The sequence below is a fragment of the Streptomyces sp. NPDC089424 genome, from assembly GCF_044749345.1.
Classification (GTDB): Bacteria; Actinomycetota; Actinomycetes; order Streptomycetales; family Streptomycetaceae; genus Streptomyces.
Genome location: NZ_JBIVHU010000001.1, coordinates 227,015 through 240,600 on the forward strand (window position 1 = coordinate 227,015; position 13,586 = coordinate 240,600).

Genomic DNA, 13,586 nt, shown 5'->3' on the forward strand with positions numbered 1-13,586 from the left:
GTGGCCATGACGAACACAAAGAACACATCAGAGTCGCAGAATTCACGTAACTCCCCCAAGAAGCAGGAAGAAGCGAGGGCGGACTCCCGGCCGAGCCCCATGCAGGTGCTGCGCGACGCGCGTCTGCAGCTCGCGGAACTCACCGGAATGGCCGCCGAGACCGTGTCGTCCTTCGAACAGACCGAGGACGGCTGGTCCCTGGAGGTCGAGGTCCTCGAACTCGCCAGGGTGCCGGACACGATGAGCCTGATGGCGAGCTACGAGGTGGAGCTGGACTCCGACGGGCAGCTCACCGGCTACCGGCGACTGCGCCGCTACGAGCGCGGCCGGGCCGACACCGGCAAGCGCTAGGCGTCCCGCCCCGGCCCCGTACCCCCAGACGTCAATGGACGAGAAGACCGACAAGACCGACAAGAACGACAAGAACGAGAAGAACGAGGAGGAACAGCCGGCATGACCGTTGTACCGGCACAGCAGACCGGCGGTGGAGGCGGCAGCAGCGGCCTCTACGACGTGCTTGAACTGGTGCTCGACAGGGGGCTCGTGATCGATGCCTTCGTCCGGGTCTCCCTGGTGGGCATCGAGATCCTGAAGATCGACGTGCGGGTCGTCGTGGCCAGCGTCGACACCTATCTCCGCTTCGCCGAGGCGTGCAACCGGCTCGACCTGGAGTCCGGGCCGCGCAAGAGCCCCGGCCTGCCCGACATCGTCGGCGAGATCACCGAGTCCGGCGCGCGCGGCAAGTCCAAGGGCGCCCTCTCCGGCGCCGCGCAGACGATATCCGACGCCTTCAGCCAGGCGCGCGAGGAAGGCGAGTCGCGGCCGCGCGCCCGCAAGAGCACGTCCTCGCGGCGCAGGGAGGAGCAGGAGTGAGCACGTACGTCTACGGCATCGCGTCCGGGGCGCATCCCGCCCTCCCCGACGGCATGGGCGGTGTCGGCGACCCGGCCCGGCCCGTGCGCATCCTCAAGGAGGGCGCACTGGCGGCGGTCGTCAGCGACGCGCCCGAAGGACTGCGCCCCAAGCGCAAGGACCTGCTCGCCCACCAGAACGTGCTCGCCGAGGCGGGCGCGGCCGGCTGTGTGCTGCCGATGCGGTTCGGCAGCGTCGCGCCGGACGACGCGGCGGTCACGGGTGTGCTCGTGGAGCGCGCCGCGCACTACCAGGAGCGGCTGACGGCGCTGGACGGCCGGATCGAGTACAACATCAAGGCCAATCACGTCGAGGAAGCCGTCCTGCACCACGTGATGGCCGAGAGCACCGAGATCCGCGCCCTCGCCGAGGCCAACCGCAAGTCGGGCGGCGGCGGTTACGAGGACAAGATCCGGCTCGGCGAGATGGTCGCGGCCGCCGTGCAGGCCAAGGAGGCCGAGGACGGGCTCGCCCTCCAGCGGCTCCTGGAACCGGCCGCGGAGGCGACCAGCGTGGGCCCGGAGTCCAGCGGCTGGCTCGCCAACGTGTCGTACCTGGTGGACCGGGGCTCGGCCGAGAACTTCCTGGCGGCCGTGGAGCAGGCCCGCAAGGAGCTGCCGCACCTGGAGGTGCGGGTGAACGGCCCGCTGCCCCCGTACAGCTTCGTCGAGCCCGGCCCCGCCGAGCCGGCGGGCAGCACGGCCGGCGGCGCGGACACCGGGGCCGGGTGACGGCATGGGACTGATCTCGGAGGTGCTGCTGCTGCCGTTCGCACCGGTGCGCGGCAGCGCCTGGGCCATCAGACAGGTGCTCCAGGAGGCGGAGCGGATCTACTACGACCCCGCCACGGTCCGGGCGGAACTCGCCCGGCTGGAGGAGCGACTGGAGGCCGGTGAGATCAGCGAGGAGGAGTTCGACCGGGAGGAGGACGAACTCCTCGACCGGCTGGAGATCGCTTCGCGCAACGGCGCGGGAACGGGCAACGGGACAGCACCATGAATCGAGTGGGACTAGGCCTCGCGGTAGGGGCCGGATACATCCTCGGACGAACGAAGAAGATGAAACTGGCGTTCGCCGTCGGCACACTCGTCGCCGGCAAGCGCCTGAACCTCGGCCCGCGGGCGCTCGCGGACCTGGTGTCCGGGCAGCTGCGGAACAACCCGCAGTTCAAGGAGCTCGGCGACCAGCTCCGCCAGGACCTGCGCGGCGTGGGCGGCGCGGCGACGGGCGCCCTGGTGGAACGGCAGCTCGGCTCGCTCGCCGACCGCCTGCACGACCGGACGGCGGGCATGCGCGAGCAGCTCGGCGGCGCCGTGCCGGGCGGCCGGGACCTCGGGTACGACGACGAGGAACCGGACGACGAGGGGCGCTACGAGGACGAGGGCCACGAGGACGAGGCCCACGAGGCCTACGACGACGACCGGGACGACGACGGACGGCGCCACGACGAGGACGCCGCCCCCAAGGAGCTCCCGGCCAAGAAGGCCGCGGCCAAGAAGACGGCGGCGAAGAAGGCCGCCAAGAAGGCGCCCGCGCGGGGGGCGGCCCCGGCGAAGAAGGCGGCGGCCCAGCGCACCGCCGCGCGCAAGACGGCCTCCGCCAAGACGGCAGGCCGCAAGACGGCCTCCGCGCGCCCCGGCGCCCGGACGCCGAAGGGAGGCGGTGACCGATGACCGAGACCCTCGGATCGGCTACGTCCACCGCGGGCCGGGCGGCCCGCTCCAACCCGCTCAGCGAGGTGGCCCACAGCGAGGCCGCGGACCGCCTCAAGGCCGAGGCCCAGGACTATCTGGCGGCGCAGGCCACCCGGCTGCTCACCGGCGTCGGCCGCAAGCTCGGCGAGACCACCGGCAAGCTCAACGACATCGCCGACGGCAGCAGCCCCGGCTTCGCCCGGCTCGCCCTGGACGGCGGCCGCAAGCTCGCCGAGGGCAAGGGCCCCCTGCGCACCGCGCTGGAGCTCGGGGCTTCCCGGGCCAAGGACAACGTGGTGGGCGCGCTGAAGAACCTGACCGGCGGCAAGGGCAAGGGCAAGGGCGGCTCCGGCCACCGGCCCACCGTGATCCTGGAGTACGTGGACGTCGGCGTGCCGGTGCGCACGGCCTACGACCAGTGGACGCGCTACCAGGACTTCAGCACCTTCGCCAAGGGCGTCAAGAGCGCCCAGCGCGCCGACGACACCAGCTCGGACTGGCAGCTGAAGGTCTTCTGGTCCAACCGCAGCTGGAAGGCCCGCACCACCGAGCAGGTCCCCGACGACCGGATCTCCTGGACGTCGGAGGGCGCCAAGGGCACCACCAAGGGCGTCGTCTCCTTCCACCGGCTCGCCGACAACCTCACCCGGGTCCTGCTGGTGATCGAGTACTACCCGAAGGGCCTGTTCGAGAAGACCGGCAACCTCTGGCGCGCCCAGGGCCGCCGGGCCCGGCTCGACCTGAAGAACTTCGCCCGTCACATCACGCTCCGGGGCGAGGCGCAGGACGGCTGGCGCGGGGAGATCCGCGACGGCGAGGTCGTGCGCGACCACGACGAGGTGGTCGCCGAGGAGGAGCGGGAGGCCGCGGGCGACGAGGCCGGCCAGGACGAGGCCGAGCGGGACGACGACGGCTACGACGGCTACGACGAGTACGAGGACGACTACGACGAGGAGGGGGAGCCCGAGGAGGAGTACGAGGACGAGGATCCTCGCGCGGAGGGGGAACACGGTCCGCAGGACGAGACCGAGGAACCCGAGGAGAGTGAGGAGACGGACGAGCCCGAGGCGACCGACGAGAGGGAGGACCCCGAGGAGTTCGACGACGAGTACCGGGACGAGCGCGCAGCGGCCCGGAGCCGTCGATGACGTCACCGACCCGCCTGCCCGACCCCTACGGTCACGACAGCGGTGCCAACCTCGCCGACATCCTGGAGCGGGTGCTCGACAAGGGCGTCGTGATCGCGGGTGACATCCGGATCAACCTGCTCGACATCGAACTGCTCACCATCAAGCTGCGGCTCATCGTGGCCTCCGTCGACAAGGCGAAGGAGATGGGCATCGACTGGTGGGAGGACGACCCGGCTCTGTCGTCGGGCGCTCGCCGCAAGGAACTCGCGAAGGAGAACGCCGAGTTGCGCGAGCGGCTGGCGGCGCTGGAGACCGGCCGCGCACAGGAGGAGAGCACATGACCGGACTGCGGTACGTGTACGCCGTCTGCCGCCCCTTCGGCGCGGCGCTGCAGTCCCAGCTGACGGGCGTGGCGGGTGCGCCACCCAAGCTGCTGCACCACGGCGGCCTGGTCGCGGTGGTCAGCTCGGTGCCGGAGGACGACTTCGCCGAGGAGCCGCTGCGCGCCCATCTGGAGGACCTCGACTGGCTCACCGCCACGGCCCGGAGCCACCAGGGCGTGATCGACGCGCTCACCACCGTGACCACGCCGCTGCCGCTCCGGCTCGGCACGGTCTTCCGGGACGACAGCGGGGTCCGGATGATGCTGGAGGCCCGCGAGGGCGACTTCCTGCGCACCCTGGACCGGCTGTCGGGCCGGGTGGAGTGGGGTGTGAAGGTCTACGCCGAACCCGCGGCCGGCGAATCCGGTGAGCCGGGTGCGTCCGGGGTGTCCGCCCGGCCCGGCGGCGAGGCCGGGGAGCCCGGCGGCGCCGCGCAGGGCCCGGGCACGGTGGACGGGGTGGCCGTGACGGCGATGTCGGGGCGGGACTACCTGCGGCGGCGCAGCCGCAGCGTCAAGGAACGCGAGACGGGCCTGCGCAAGGTCGAGGAGTTCGCCGACCGGCTGCACGAACGGCTGACCGCGCACGCCGAGGACGCGCGCATGCACGCGCCCCAGAGCGCCCAGCTGTCCGGGGCGTCGGGACGCAACGTGCTGAACGCGGCCTATCTGGTGCCGCGCGGCCAGTCCGAGGAGTTCGTGGAGATCGTGGACCGTACGAAGGACGAGATGCCGGGGGTCCGGGTGGAGCTCACCGGCCCGTGGGCGGCCTACTCCTTCGCGGGGGAGAAGCCGTGACGGTGATCGAACGGCGTGAGATCGCCCTGGTGGACCTGCTCGACCGGCTGCTGTCGGGCGGCGTGGTCATCACCGGCGACATCACCCTGCGCATCGCGGACGTCGACCTCGTCCGCATCGACCTCAACGCGCTGATCAGCTCCGTGAACGAACAGGTTCCGTCGCCCTGGGGTGATCTGACGTGACGGCACCCCGCAAGCTCGACCTGGAACCCGACACGGTCGAACGCGACCTGGTCAAACTCGTCCTCACCGTCGTGGAGCTGCTGCGCCAGCTGATGGAACGGCAGGCGCTGCGCCGCTTCGACGAGGGTGATCTGAGCGAGGAGCAGGAGGAGCGGATCGGGCTCACCCTGATGCTGCTCGACGACCGGATGAAGGAGCTGCGGGACCGCTACGGCCTGCGGCCCGAGGACCTGAACCTGGACCTCGGGCCGCTCGGACCTCTGCTGCCCCGGGACTGAGCGCCCGGGGGCGCGTCACCAGCGGTACCAGCGTCCCCTGGAGCCGCCGGCGGTCGTGCCACGCAGCAGGAATCCCAGCAGCCACAGGACCAGCACCGCGATGGCGACCCACCAGAGCACCTCGACGGCGAACCCGGCACCGAAGAGAATCAGCACGAGAAGCAGGACGAGCAGGATGGGAACCATGATGAACCTCCTGTCCGCCGAGTTTCCCGAAACGGGTGTCTCAGACGGCTTTGCGGCACAGGATCTCCCCGTGCAGCACGCCGAACCAGCCGTCCTCCGCCGCGCCCCAGTCACGCCAGGCCTGGGCCATGGCCCGCAACTCCGCCTCGCTCGCGCGGCCGTCCTGGACCGCCCGGCGCGCGTAGGCGGACGCCACGGTGCGCTCCGCCCACAGCTCGCTCCACCAGGCGCGCTCGTCCGCAGACGCGTAGGTCCAGGTGCTCGACGTCGCCGTGACCTCGGTGAAGCCTGCCCTCAGGGCCCAGGACCGCAGCCGCCGCCCGGCGTCCGGCTCGCCGCCGCCCGCGCGGGCCATCCGCCGGTACAGGTCCAGCCAGGCGTCCAGGCCGGGTGAGGCGGGGTACCAGGTCATGGCGGCGTAGTCGCCGTCGCGGGCGGCGACGATCCCGCCCGGCTTCGTCACCCTCGCCATCTCGCGCAGCGCCCCCACCGGGTCGCCGACGTGCTGGAGCACCTGGTGGGCGTGGACCACGCAGAACGTCTCGTCGGGGTGGTCCAGCGCGTGCACGTCCGCCACCTCGAAGTCGATGTTGGTGAGCGCCCGTCCCGCTGCCGTGGCCCGCGCCCGCTCCAGGACCTCGGGCGCCCGGTCGGCGCCGGTGACGTGCCCCTGCGGGACCAGCGCGGCCAGGTCGGCGGTGATGGTGCCGGGGCCGCAGCCGATGTCCAGGATCCGCATGTGCGGTTTCAGCGAGCCGAGGAGGTACGCCGCGGAGTTGGCGGCGGTCCGCCAGGTGTGCGACCGCAGCACCGACTCGTGGTGCCCATGCGTGTAGACCGCGGTCTCCTGTGCTCTCGCCATGGCGGTACCCCTTCTCGTCCGGCCGGATCGCGTCCCTCGGCCACGGTACGCGTCCGGCCGGATGGTGAGACAGAAGCTTTCACCATACGGACTGACGGGACATCAGTCCTCCGGGGGGAGCGGCCGGTAGACCACCAGCGCCTCGGGCACCTTCTCCAGCGACACCTCGCCCTCCACCTCGGTGACCTCGCCGTCGTAGGCGAGCAGCGTGCCCGGGGCGACGCCGGACAGCCGCAGCCGCCTGACCTGGACGGCGGCGTGGGCGGGGGAGCGGGTCAGCGGCCCGGCGAACGCGGCGGCGAGCAGCCGCAACGCGGGCCTGCGGCCTCCGTGCACCACCCGGACGTCGAGGTGCCCGTCCGCGAGGTCCATCCGGCGGGCCGGGGCGAGCCCCATCCGGTGGTAGGTGCCGTTCCCGGCGAACAGCAGCCACAGCGGGCGTGCCCTGCCGCCCATTTCGGCCTCCAGCGGATGACCGTCGGCGCGCAGCACACGCAGCGCCGCGAGGACCCCGGCGGGCCAGCTGCCGATCCGGTGCGACCAGCGGTCCCGCTCGCGCACCAGCTCCGGATAGACGCCGAGGCTGCAGGTGTTGACGAAGACGCCCCGCTTGTCGCCGCACGCGAACCGGCCCACGTCCACACGGACCGCGTCGCCCTGCTCGACGGCCGTGGCCAGCGCCCGGGCGTCCTCCACGCCCAGGTCGAGGGCGAAGTGGTTGAGCGTGCCGCCGGGCAGCACGGCGAGCGGCAGACCGTGGCGCAGGGCGATCTCGGCGGCGGTGTTCACCGTGCCGTCGCCGCCGCACACGCCCAGCACCCGGGCCCGTGCCGCCGCCTTCTCCAGCTCGTCCGGCACCTCCTGCGGCCGGCACTCGACGACCTCCGCCCGGGGCAGCGCCTCCCGCAGCGCCCGCACCCGGTCCGAACTGCCCGCCGCCCTGTTGGCCACCACGACCAGCCCTTCGCCCTCGGGCAGTGCGGGGGCGTCGGCGCGTGGCCGCGGCGGCAGGGTGGCCTGGTCGCGGGTCGGCACCAGGGCCCGTACGGCGAAGGCGGCGCCCACGCCGAGGGCCGCGCCCGCCAGCACGTCGCTCGGGAAGTGGACGCCGGTGTACACGCGGGACATGGCGACGGAGAAGGCGACCGGGGCGACGACGGCACCCCAGGTCGGCGACTCCATGGCCACCCCCGCCGCGAACGCGGCGGCGGAGGCGGAGTGACCGGACGGGAAGGACGTGGTGATCGGCTGGCGCTTGAGACGGCGCACGGACGGTACGGCGTCCAGGACCGGGCGGGTGCGGCGCACGCTGCGCTTGCCGACGGTGTTGATGGTCGCCGACGCCAAGGCGAGGGAGGCCACCCCGCGCACGGCGGCCCGGCGGGCCCTCGGGGTGCGGCTGGCCGCGATGACGCCGGCGGTCGCGAACCACAGCAGCCCGTGGTTCGCGCTGCGGCTCAGCCTCGGCAGAACGGGTTCGGCGGCGGGCCAGTCCCGTGCGGCGGCGAACTCGAACAGCCGGTTGTCCAGCGCGAGCAGCCGCTCACGCAACACGTGGCGGCCGGGTGTGAGGGCGGTGAGGTCGACGTCTGGGCTCATGTAGGGGCGGGTACCCTGAAGTGGCCGTCTTCTGTCCGGCCCGAGGCGGTCGGCACCCGGAGGAACCCATCGTGCGCCTGCTGCTCGTCCGTCACGGCCAGACCCCCTCGAACGTCGCCTACCTGCTGGACACCGCCGTTCCGGGGCCCGGTCTGACCGAGCTGGGGGAGCGTCAGGCCGCCGCACTGCCGGCCGCGCTCGCCGACGAGGACATCGAGGCCCTCTACGCCTCCACCCTGGTGCGCACCCAGCTCACCGCGGCGCCGCTCGCCGCGGCCCGCGGCCTCGACGTCCTCGTCCGGGACGGCATCCGGGAGGTGTTCGCGGGCGACCTGGAGATGCTGCCGGGCGGCTCGCGGCGGGGCGAGGAGTACATGCGCACCGTGTTCGCCTGGGCGGAGGGCGAGACCGGCCTGCGGATGCCGGGCGGGGAGAGCGGCGCGGAGACGCTCGCACGCTTCGACGCCGTGGTCGAGGAGGCCGCCGCAGGCGGGGCCGGGACCGTCGCCATGGTCAGCCACGGCGCGGTGATCCGTATGTGGACCGCCGCCCGCGCCGACAACGTCGACGTGCCCTTCGCCGCCGCCCGCCCCCTCGACAACACCGGCGTGGTGATCCTCGAAGGCTCACCGTCCGACGGCTGGAAGGCCCTGACCTGGGCAGGCGCCACGGTCGCCCCCGCGGGCGAGGGCGGCCCGACCGGGCGGTCGATGGACGAGAGCGGGCACGCCCGGTAGCGCCCGGGGCGCCGTACCCGACCCGTTATCGGTTTGCCCCGCTCCGCCGGCGGCCCGCACAATGCGGCCTCATGGGACATCTGGAAGCCGCGCACATCGAGTACCACCTCCCCGACGGGAGGACCCTGCTCGGCGACGTGTCCTTCCGGGTGGGCGAGGGCGCCGTCGCCGCCCTCGTCGGACCCAACGGCGCGGGCAAGACCACCCTGCTCCGGCTGCTCTCCGGTGAGCTGAGGCCGCACGGCGGCTCCGTCACCGTCAGCGGCGGGCTCGGCGTGATGCGGCAGTTCGTCGGATCCGTACGCGACGAGACGACCGTGCGTGACCTGCTGGTGTCGGTGTCGTCGCCGCGTGTCCGCGAGGCCGCGAAGGCCGTCGACGCCGCCGAGCACGCCGTCATGACCGTCGACGACGAGGCCGCCCAGATGGGGTACGCGCAGGCGCTCGCCGACTGGGCGGAGGCGCGCGGCTACGAGGCGGAGACGCTGTGGGACATGTGCACCACGGCCGCGCTCGGGATGCCGTACGACAAGGCGCAGTGGCGGCAGGTGCGGACCCTCTCCGGCGGTGAGCAGAAACGGCTCGTGCTGGAGGCGCTGCTGCGCGGCACCGACGAGGTGCTCCTGCTCGACGAGCCGGACAACTACCTCGACGTCCCCGGCAAGCGCTGGCTGGAGGAGCGGCTCACCGAGACCCGCAAGACGGTCCTGTTCGTCTCCCACGACCGTGAACTGCTCGCGCGCAGCGCCCAGCGGATCATCTCCGTCGAACCCGGTCCGGCCGGTGCCGACGCCTGGGTGCACGGCGGCGGCTTCGCCACCTACCACGAGGCCCGGCGGGAACGCTTCGCCCGTTTCGAGGAGCTGCGCAAGCGCTGGGACGAGAAGCACGCCCAGCTGAAGAAGCTGGTGCTGAACCTGCGTCAGGCCGCCGCCGTCAGCCACGAGATGGCGTCCCGCTACGCCGCGGCCCAGACCCGGCTGCGCAAGTTCGAGGAGGCGGGACCGCCACCGGAGCCGCCGCGTGAGCAGGACATCACGATGCGGCTGAGGGGCGGCCGCACCGGCGTGCGGGCCGTCACCTGCGCGGGGCTCGAACTCACCGGCCTGATGAAGCCGTTCGACCTGGAGGTCTTCTACGGCGAGCGGGTCGCCGTCCTCGGTTCCAACGGCTCCGGCAAGTCCCACTTCCTGCGCCTGCTCGCCGGGGAGGACGTGGCGCACTCGGGGCAGTGGAAGCTCGGGGCGCGGGTCGTGCCCGGGCACTTCGCGCAGACCCACGCCCACCCCGAGCTCACGGGCCGCACCCTGCTCGACATCCTCTGGCGGGAGCACGCCCAGGACCGCGGCGCCGCGATGTCCCGGCTGCGCCGCTACGAGCTCACCGGCCAGGCCGAACAGACCTTCGACCGGCTCTCCGGTGGCCAGCAGGCCCGCTTCCAGATCCTGCTGCTGGAGCTCCAGGGCGTCACCGCCCTGCTCCTCGACGAGCCCACCGACAACCTCGACCTGGAGTCCGCCGAGGCGCTCCAGGAGGGCCTGGACGCGTTCGACGGCACCGTCCTGGCGGTCACGCACGACCGCTGGTTCGCCCGCTCCTTCGACCGCTTCCTGGTCTTCGGCAGCGACGGCCGGGTCCGGGAGACCCCCGAGCCGGTATGGGACGAGCGACGCGTGGAGCGGGCCCGCTAGGGCCTGTCCGGCCCTGGGGCCGGCACCGCGGGCGGTCCGTCCAGGTCAGGTCAGGCGCAGCAGCGCGCCGAGGCCGCCCGTCGGTACGTCCCGCTCACCGGCCGCCTCGACGGGGGCCAGCGAGACCACCGGCGCGTTCGTCGCCACCGCCGCGCGCAGCAGGGCGTCGTCCACGCGGGCGGACCAGGAGTTCTGCTCGCCGAGGATCGTCAGCTCGGTGCGGCGGACCGCCAGCTGGTCGGCGTCCTCGCCGACCCAGACCTCACGGTGCGTGTCGCCGCCGTCGGGGCGGACGACCAGCTCCTCGACACGGTGCTCGCGTACCGCCTCGACCAGCGCGGGCACGCCCTCCGCCACCCGGGGACTGCCCTCGTCGTCCGCCGCGCGCGCCGCGAGGAAACGTTCCAGTTCCGCCTCGGCGTGCCGGCGCACATGCGCGGCGCGGGCCTGCTCCACGTCCTCGTCGAGCAGCCGGCTGCCCGCACCGTGCCGGGCGTCGACCACCCGCTCGTGCAGCCGCTTGGGCAGCCGCTCGTGCACGGAGCGCCGCTCCCGGTCGTCACCGACGAGGATCAGCAGGTCGGCGCGGGTCTCCTCCTGGCACACGGCGAGCGCGTCGGCGATCTCCGCCGCGTTGTGCTCCCAGGTGTTCTCCACCCGCAGCTGGAAGTGCCGCTCCGACCACTCGCCGGAACCGGTCCGGTGCAGCGGCCACTGCTGCCCGGTGACCGAACCGGCCCTCTCGCGGGTCACGGCGCTGCGCAGTTCGAAGTCTGCTCCCCGGCGGTCGATGTAGGCCACGACGGCCACCGCGTCCTCGCCGGTCAGGTCCAGCAGCGGGGTGGCCCGGGGCAGCGGTGCCCACAGCGCCCGGTCGTGCCTCGGGGCACGGGCCAGCGGGGGATCGAGGACCACCGCGCCCGCACGGGCGAACAAGGCCCTGCCGTGCGGCTCGGGCGAGTTCTTGAGCTCCTCGATCGCGTTCCGCACGGCGCGGCAGGTCGCCTCGTCGGTGCCCTGACCGGCGAGCTCCTCGGACATCGCCTCGGCCGTCAGGCTCCGCCGGCGGGGCGTGTCCTCCGGGGGGTGCGACAGGTCGACGTACACGGAGGCCCAAGGGCCCGGATGTTCGTAGAGTGGATGCAGGAACGCGAGATCCATGGCTCCCTCCCGGTTGCCGCTCGGGGGCAGTGCTTGCCGGGCGGGTACCCGTACCGCATGAGAGAACACGACGAGCGGGGCACCACGATGACCGGAGTCGACCCGGACCGGCTGGACGATCAGCAGCTGATGAAAGAGCTGGAGACCATCCACCGCACGCGCCACGACACCCTGCTGTACGGCTCGAACGACGCGCTGCGCGTGCACAACGACCGTATGGCCCAGCTGGAGGGCGAGTACCTGCGCCGCAATCCGCGCCGCTTCGTCGCCCCCGGCCGCACGCGTGACGGCGCCCGGGAACGCACCTGCGGCGACGAGGCCCGCGACGCGCGGACCCCGGTGGGCAAGTGGGGCTCTGGCGGCCCGGCGCCCCGGGAGTCCGGGCCCGTATGACGGGCGCCCCGGTCCGCGACGGACGGCGCCCCGGTCCGCGACGGACGGCGGGCCGGGCCGCGCGGTGCGCGGCCCGGCCCGTGGCCGGCGACAGGCAGGGGAGCTAGGCGCTCTCCCGCGCGAACACCTCGAGAAACGTCTCGCAGAACGCCTTGAGGTCGTCCGGCTTGCGACTGGTGACCAGCTTGCTGTCGCCGTGGTCGCACACCTTGACCTGCTCGTCCACCCAGGTGCCGCCCGCGTTGCCGATGTCGGTCCGCAGGCTCGGCCAGGAGGTCAGCACCCGGCCCCGTACGACGTCGGCCTCGACGAGCGTCCACGGCGCGTGGCAGATCGCCGCGACCGGGCGGCCCTGCTCGAAGAAGTCCCGGACGAAGGCCACGGCCGCCTCGTCCATGCGCAGGAAGTCCGGGTTGGCGACCCCGCCCGGGAGCACCAGACCCCCGAACGAGCCGGCGGAGGTCTCGCCCACCACCTCGTCGACGGGGAACGTGTCCGCCTTGTCGAGGTGGTCGAAGGCCTGGACCTCGCCCGGTGCGGTCGACACCAGCACGGGCTCGTGCCCCGCGTCGGTGACGGCCTTCCAGGGCTCGGTCAGCTCGACCTGCTCGACGCCCTCGGGCGCGGTCAGAAAAGCGATACGCATGAGGTCTCAGCGTCCTTCCATGTGCCTGTGCGTTCGGCGGGAAGCGGGTGGTCGGCGGCGGTGGAGGGGCCGTGGGCGGCCCGGTCCCGCCTCATACGGCACCGCGTATGTCGGGGGCCGGGCGCCCGGCGATGTCCGGTTCGGCCCTGCTGATGTCGGCGAGGGCGCTCTCCGGGTCCTGGGCGAGTGCCAGGTCGCCGAGGCTCACCATGCCGACCGGCATGCCGTCCTCGACGACGGGAAGCCGGCGCACCGCCCGCTCCCGCATCAGCGCCACCGCCGTGGAGACCGGGTCGTGGGGGCCGACGACCACCGGGTCCGGCGTGCACATCGACGCCGCGCTCACCGTCAGCGGGTCGATGCCCTCGGCCACCGCCCGCACGGTGATGTCCCGGTCGGTCAGCACCCCGACCACCCGCTGTCCGTCGGCCACCACCACGTCGCCGATGTCCTGGGAGCGCATCAGCTGCGCCGCCTCCACCAGCGAGGCGTCCGGACGGACGGCCACCACCCCCGGCGTCATCACCTCCCGCACGAAGTCGGCCGTCATCAGGTCTCCCTCCGCCGCTCACCATGGGTCAGGGCCTCGGCCAGCTCCTGCACGTTGCCGTAGCGGGCCGAGCGGGGCAGCCGCCGCAGCGGCTCGATCAGGGGGTCGGGCGCGTTGCGCCGGCGCAGGGCGCTCATCAGCGCGTCCGGCCCCGCGGGGAACGCGCCACGGCCCAGGATCCGGCCCAGCTCCAGCCGGACCTCGGCCAGGGAGCCCGGCATGGCCGGACCACCGGCGATGCGCGGGTCGTCCTCGGCGGTGGGCTCGGGGTCGTGCCACTCCTGCGATCGGGTGGGGTGGCCCGACCGCAGCAGCCCCTGCAGTTCGTGCTTCATCTCCTCGTCCCGGTGGACGCTCAGCCGGTCACTGCCTCGCTGCATGT

General features: G+C 73.2%; 20 protein-coding genes. 13 read left to right on the forward strand and 7 right to left on the reverse strand.

Annotation, left to right across the window (positions count from 1 at the left end):
- Window positions 1-6: 6 nt before the first annotated feature.
- The 10 genes from ACIP2X_RS00975 (at window position 7) to ACIP2X_RS01020 (ending at window position 5,379) form a co-directional block, all read left to right on the forward strand.
- Window positions 7-351 carry a gas vesicle protein gene (locus ACIP2X_RS00975; RefSeq protein ID WP_401665762.1) on the forward strand — a complete coding sequence of 115 codons (345 nt, stop codon included), beginning with the start codon at window positions 7-9 and terminating at the stop codon, window positions 349-351.
- Between the two features lie 102 nt (window positions 352-453).
- Window positions 454-873 (forward strand): gas vesicle structural protein GvpA, encoded by a 420-nt coding sequence (locus ACIP2X_RS00980; protein ID WP_401665765.1) that lies wholly within the window; start codon window positions 454-456, stop codon window positions 871-873.
- Window positions 870-1,643: a GvpL/GvpF family gas vesicle protein gene (locus ACIP2X_RS00985; protein ID WP_401665767.1), complete on the forward strand. Its 774-nt coding sequence runs from the start codon at window positions 870-872 to the stop codon at window positions 1,641-1,643. The genes ACIP2X_RS00980 and ACIP2X_RS00985 overlap by 4 nt, the downstream gene beginning before the upstream one ends.
- Window positions 1,644-1,647: 4 nt before the next feature.
- Complete coding sequence (locus ACIP2X_RS00990; protein ID WP_401665770.1) at window positions 1,648-1,911, forward strand: gas vesicle protein GvpG; 264 nt, start codon at window positions 1,648-1,650, stop codon at window positions 1,909-1,911.
- On the forward strand, window positions 1,908-2,585 hold the full coding sequence (locus ACIP2X_RS00995; RefSeq protein ID WP_401665773.1) for a DNA primase: 678 nt from the start codon (window positions 1,908-1,910) through the stop codon (window positions 2,583-2,585). The genes ACIP2X_RS00990 and ACIP2X_RS00995 overlap by 4 nt, the downstream gene beginning before the upstream one ends.
- Window positions 2,582-3,754, forward strand: coding sequence for an SRPBCC family protein (locus ACIP2X_RS01000; RefSeq protein ID WP_401665776.1), 1,173 nt, complete (start codon window positions 2,582-2,584; stop codon window positions 3,752-3,754). The genes ACIP2X_RS00995 and ACIP2X_RS01000 overlap by 4 nt, the downstream gene beginning before the upstream one ends.
- Window positions 3,751-4,077: a gas vesicle protein gene (locus tag ACIP2X_RS01005; protein WP_401665779.1), complete on the forward strand. Its 327-nt coding sequence runs from the start codon at window positions 3,751-3,753 to the stop codon at window positions 4,075-4,077. Before ACIP2X_RS01000 ends, ACIP2X_RS01005 begins: the two co-directional genes overlap by 4 nt.
- On the forward strand, window positions 4,074-4,916 hold the full coding sequence (locus ACIP2X_RS01010; protein ID WP_401665782.1) for a GvpL/GvpF family gas vesicle protein: 843 nt from the start codon (window positions 4,074-4,076) through the stop codon (window positions 4,914-4,916). Before ACIP2X_RS01005 ends, ACIP2X_RS01010 begins: the two co-directional genes overlap by 4 nt.
- Window positions 4,913-5,101: a gas vesicle protein gene (locus ACIP2X_RS01015; RefSeq protein WP_401665785.1), complete on the forward strand. Its 189-nt coding sequence runs from the start codon at window positions 4,913-4,915 to the stop codon at window positions 5,099-5,101. Before ACIP2X_RS01010 ends, ACIP2X_RS01015 begins: the two co-directional genes overlap by 4 nt.
- Entirely contained in the window at window positions 5,098-5,379 is a 282-nt protein-coding gene (locus ACIP2X_RS01020; RefSeq protein ID WP_401665788.1) for a gas vesicle protein K, read from the forward strand. The genes ACIP2X_RS01015 and ACIP2X_RS01020 overlap by 4 nt, the downstream gene beginning before the upstream one ends.
- Window positions 5,380-5,394: 15 nt before the next feature.
- Here ACIP2X_RS01020 and ACIP2X_RS01025 read toward each other — a convergent pair whose 3' ends face one another.
- The 3 genes from ACIP2X_RS01025 to ACIP2X_RS01035 all read right to left on the reverse strand — a co-directional run bounded on the left by ACIP2X_RS01025 (window position 5,395) and on the right by ACIP2X_RS01035 (window position 8,026).
- Window positions 5,395-5,565, reverse strand: a complete 171-nt coding sequence (locus ACIP2X_RS01025) for a hydrophobic protein (protein ID WP_401665790.1) — start codon at window positions 5,563-5,565, stop codon at window positions 5,395-5,397.
- 40 nt (window positions 5,566-5,605) lie between these two features.
- Window positions 5,606-6,427 carry a class I SAM-dependent methyltransferase gene (locus tag ACIP2X_RS01030; RefSeq protein WP_401665792.1) on the reverse strand — a complete coding sequence of 274 codons (822 nt, stop codon included), beginning with the start codon at window positions 6,425-6,427 and terminating at the stop codon, window positions 5,606-5,608.
- A gap of 102 nt (window positions 6,428-6,529) precedes the next feature.
- On the reverse strand, window positions 6,530-8,026 hold the full coding sequence (locus ACIP2X_RS01035) for a bifunctional phosphatase PAP2/diacylglycerol kinase family protein (protein WP_401665794.1): 1,497 nt from the start codon (window positions 8,024-8,026) through the stop codon (window positions 6,530-6,532).
- 71 nt (window positions 8,027-8,097) lie between these two features.
- On the opposite strand from ACIP2X_RS01035, the gene ACIP2X_RS01040 reads away from it, so the two are divergent.
- Entirely contained in the window at window positions 8,098-8,763 is a 666-nt protein-coding gene (locus ACIP2X_RS01040) for a histidine phosphatase family protein (protein ID WP_401665796.1), read from the forward strand.
- Between the two features lie 71 nt (window positions 8,764-8,834).
- Entirely contained in the window at window positions 8,835-10,454 is a 1,620-nt protein-coding gene (locus ACIP2X_RS01045) for an ABC-F family ATP-binding cassette domain-containing protein (protein WP_401665799.1), read from the forward strand.
- A gap of 45 nt (window positions 10,455-10,499) precedes the next feature.
- On the opposite strand, the gene ACIP2X_RS01050 is transcribed toward ACIP2X_RS01045, so the two are convergent.
- Entirely contained in the window at window positions 10,500-11,615 is a 1,116-nt protein-coding gene (locus ACIP2X_RS01050; protein ID WP_401665802.1) for a Vms1/Ankzf1 family peptidyl-tRNA hydrolase, read from the reverse strand.
- Between the two features lie 57 nt (window positions 11,616-11,672).
- Here ACIP2X_RS01050 and ACIP2X_RS01055 point away from each other — a divergent pair, with 57 nt between their 5' ends.
- Entirely contained in the window at window positions 11,673-12,008 is a 336-nt protein-coding gene (locus ACIP2X_RS01055; RefSeq protein ID WP_401665805.1) for a DUF6158 family protein, read from the forward strand.
- Between the two features lie 103 nt (window positions 12,009-12,111).
- On the opposite strand, the gene ACIP2X_RS01060 is transcribed toward ACIP2X_RS01055, so the two are convergent.
- The 3 genes from ACIP2X_RS01060 to ACIP2X_RS01070 form a co-directional block, all read right to left on the reverse strand.
- Window positions 12,112-12,654 carry a type 1 glutamine amidotransferase domain-containing protein gene (locus ACIP2X_RS01060; protein WP_401665807.1) on the reverse strand — a complete coding sequence of 181 codons (543 nt, stop codon included), beginning with the start codon at window positions 12,652-12,654 and terminating at the stop codon, window positions 12,112-12,114.
- A 91-nt stretch (window positions 12,655-12,745) separates the two neighbouring features.
- Window positions 12,746-13,204, reverse strand: coding sequence for a CBS domain-containing protein (locus tag ACIP2X_RS01065; RefSeq protein WP_401665809.1), 459 nt, complete (start codon window positions 13,202-13,204; stop codon window positions 12,746-12,748).
- Window positions 13,204-13,584, reverse strand: coding sequence for a DUF2795 domain-containing protein (locus ACIP2X_RS01070; RefSeq protein ID WP_401665812.1), 381 nt, complete (start codon window positions 13,582-13,584; stop codon window positions 13,204-13,206). The genes ACIP2X_RS01065 and ACIP2X_RS01070 overlap by 1 nt, the downstream gene beginning before the upstream one ends.
- Window positions 13,585-13,586 lie beyond the last annotated feature (2 nt).

What these genes read in the sequence shown, in the direction of transcription:
- ACIP2X_RS00975 (WP_401665762.1), top strand. Translation starts at nt 7, where the DNA reads ATGACGAACACAAAGAACACATCAGAGTCGCAGAATTCACGTAACTCC.
- ACIP2X_RS00980 (WP_401665765.1), top strand. Translation starts at nt 454, where the DNA reads ATGACCGTTGTACCGGCACAGCAGACCGGCGGTGGAGGCGGCAGCAGC.
- ACIP2X_RS00990 (WP_401665770.1), top strand. Translation starts at nt 1,648, where the DNA reads ATGGGACTGATCTCGGAGGTGCTGCTGCTGCCGTTCGCACCGGTGCGC.
- ACIP2X_RS00995 (WP_401665773.1), top strand. Translation starts at nt 1,908, where the DNA reads ATGAATCGAGTGGGACTAGGCCTCGCGGTAGGGGCCGGATACATCCTC.
- ACIP2X_RS01000 (WP_401665776.1), top strand. Translation starts at nt 2,582, where the DNA reads ATGACCGAGACCCTCGGATCGGCTACGTCCACCGCGGGCCGGGCGGCC.
- ACIP2X_RS01005 (WP_401665779.1), top strand. Translation starts at nt 3,751, where the DNA reads ATGACGTCACCGACCCGCCTGCCCGACCCCTACGGTCACGACAGCGGT.
- ACIP2X_RS01010 (WP_401665782.1), top strand. Translation starts at nt 4,074, where the DNA reads ATGACCGGACTGCGGTACGTGTACGCCGTCTGCCGCCCCTTCGGCGCG.
- ACIP2X_RS01025 (WP_401665790.1), bottom strand. Translation starts at nt 5,565, where the DNA reads ATGGTTCCCATCCTGCTCGTCCTGCTTCTCGTGCTGATTCTCTTCGGT.
- ACIP2X_RS01030 (WP_401665792.1), bottom strand. Translation starts at nt 6,427, where the DNA reads ATGGCGAGAGCACAGGAGACCGCGGTCTACACGCATGGGCACCACGAG.
- ACIP2X_RS01035 (WP_401665794.1), bottom strand. Translation starts at nt 8,026, where the DNA reads ATGAGCCCAGACGTCGACCTCACCGCCCTCACACCCGGCCGCCACGTG.
- ACIP2X_RS01045 (WP_401665799.1), top strand. Translation starts at nt 8,835, where the DNA reads ATGGGACATCTGGAAGCCGCGCACATCGAGTACCACCTCCCCGACGGG.
- ACIP2X_RS01050 (WP_401665802.1), bottom strand. Translation starts at nt 11,615, where the DNA reads ATGGATCTCGCGTTCCTGCATCCACTCTACGAACATCCGGGCCCTTGG.
- ACIP2X_RS01055 (WP_401665805.1), top strand. Translation starts at nt 11,673, where the DNA reads ATGAGAGAACACGACGAGCGGGGCACCACGATGACCGGAGTCGACCCG.
- ACIP2X_RS01060 (WP_401665807.1), bottom strand. Translation starts at nt 12,654, where the DNA reads ATGCGTATCGCTTTTCTGACCGCGCCCGAGGGCGTCGAGCAGGTCGAG.
- ACIP2X_RS01065 (WP_401665809.1), bottom strand. Translation starts at nt 13,204, where the DNA reads ATGACGGCCGACTTCGTGCGGGAGGTGATGACGCCGGGGGTGGTGGCC.
- ACIP2X_RS01070 (WP_401665812.1), bottom strand. Translation starts at nt 13,584, where the DNA reads ATGCAGCGAGGCAGTGACCGGCTGAGCGTCCACCGGGACGAGGAGATG.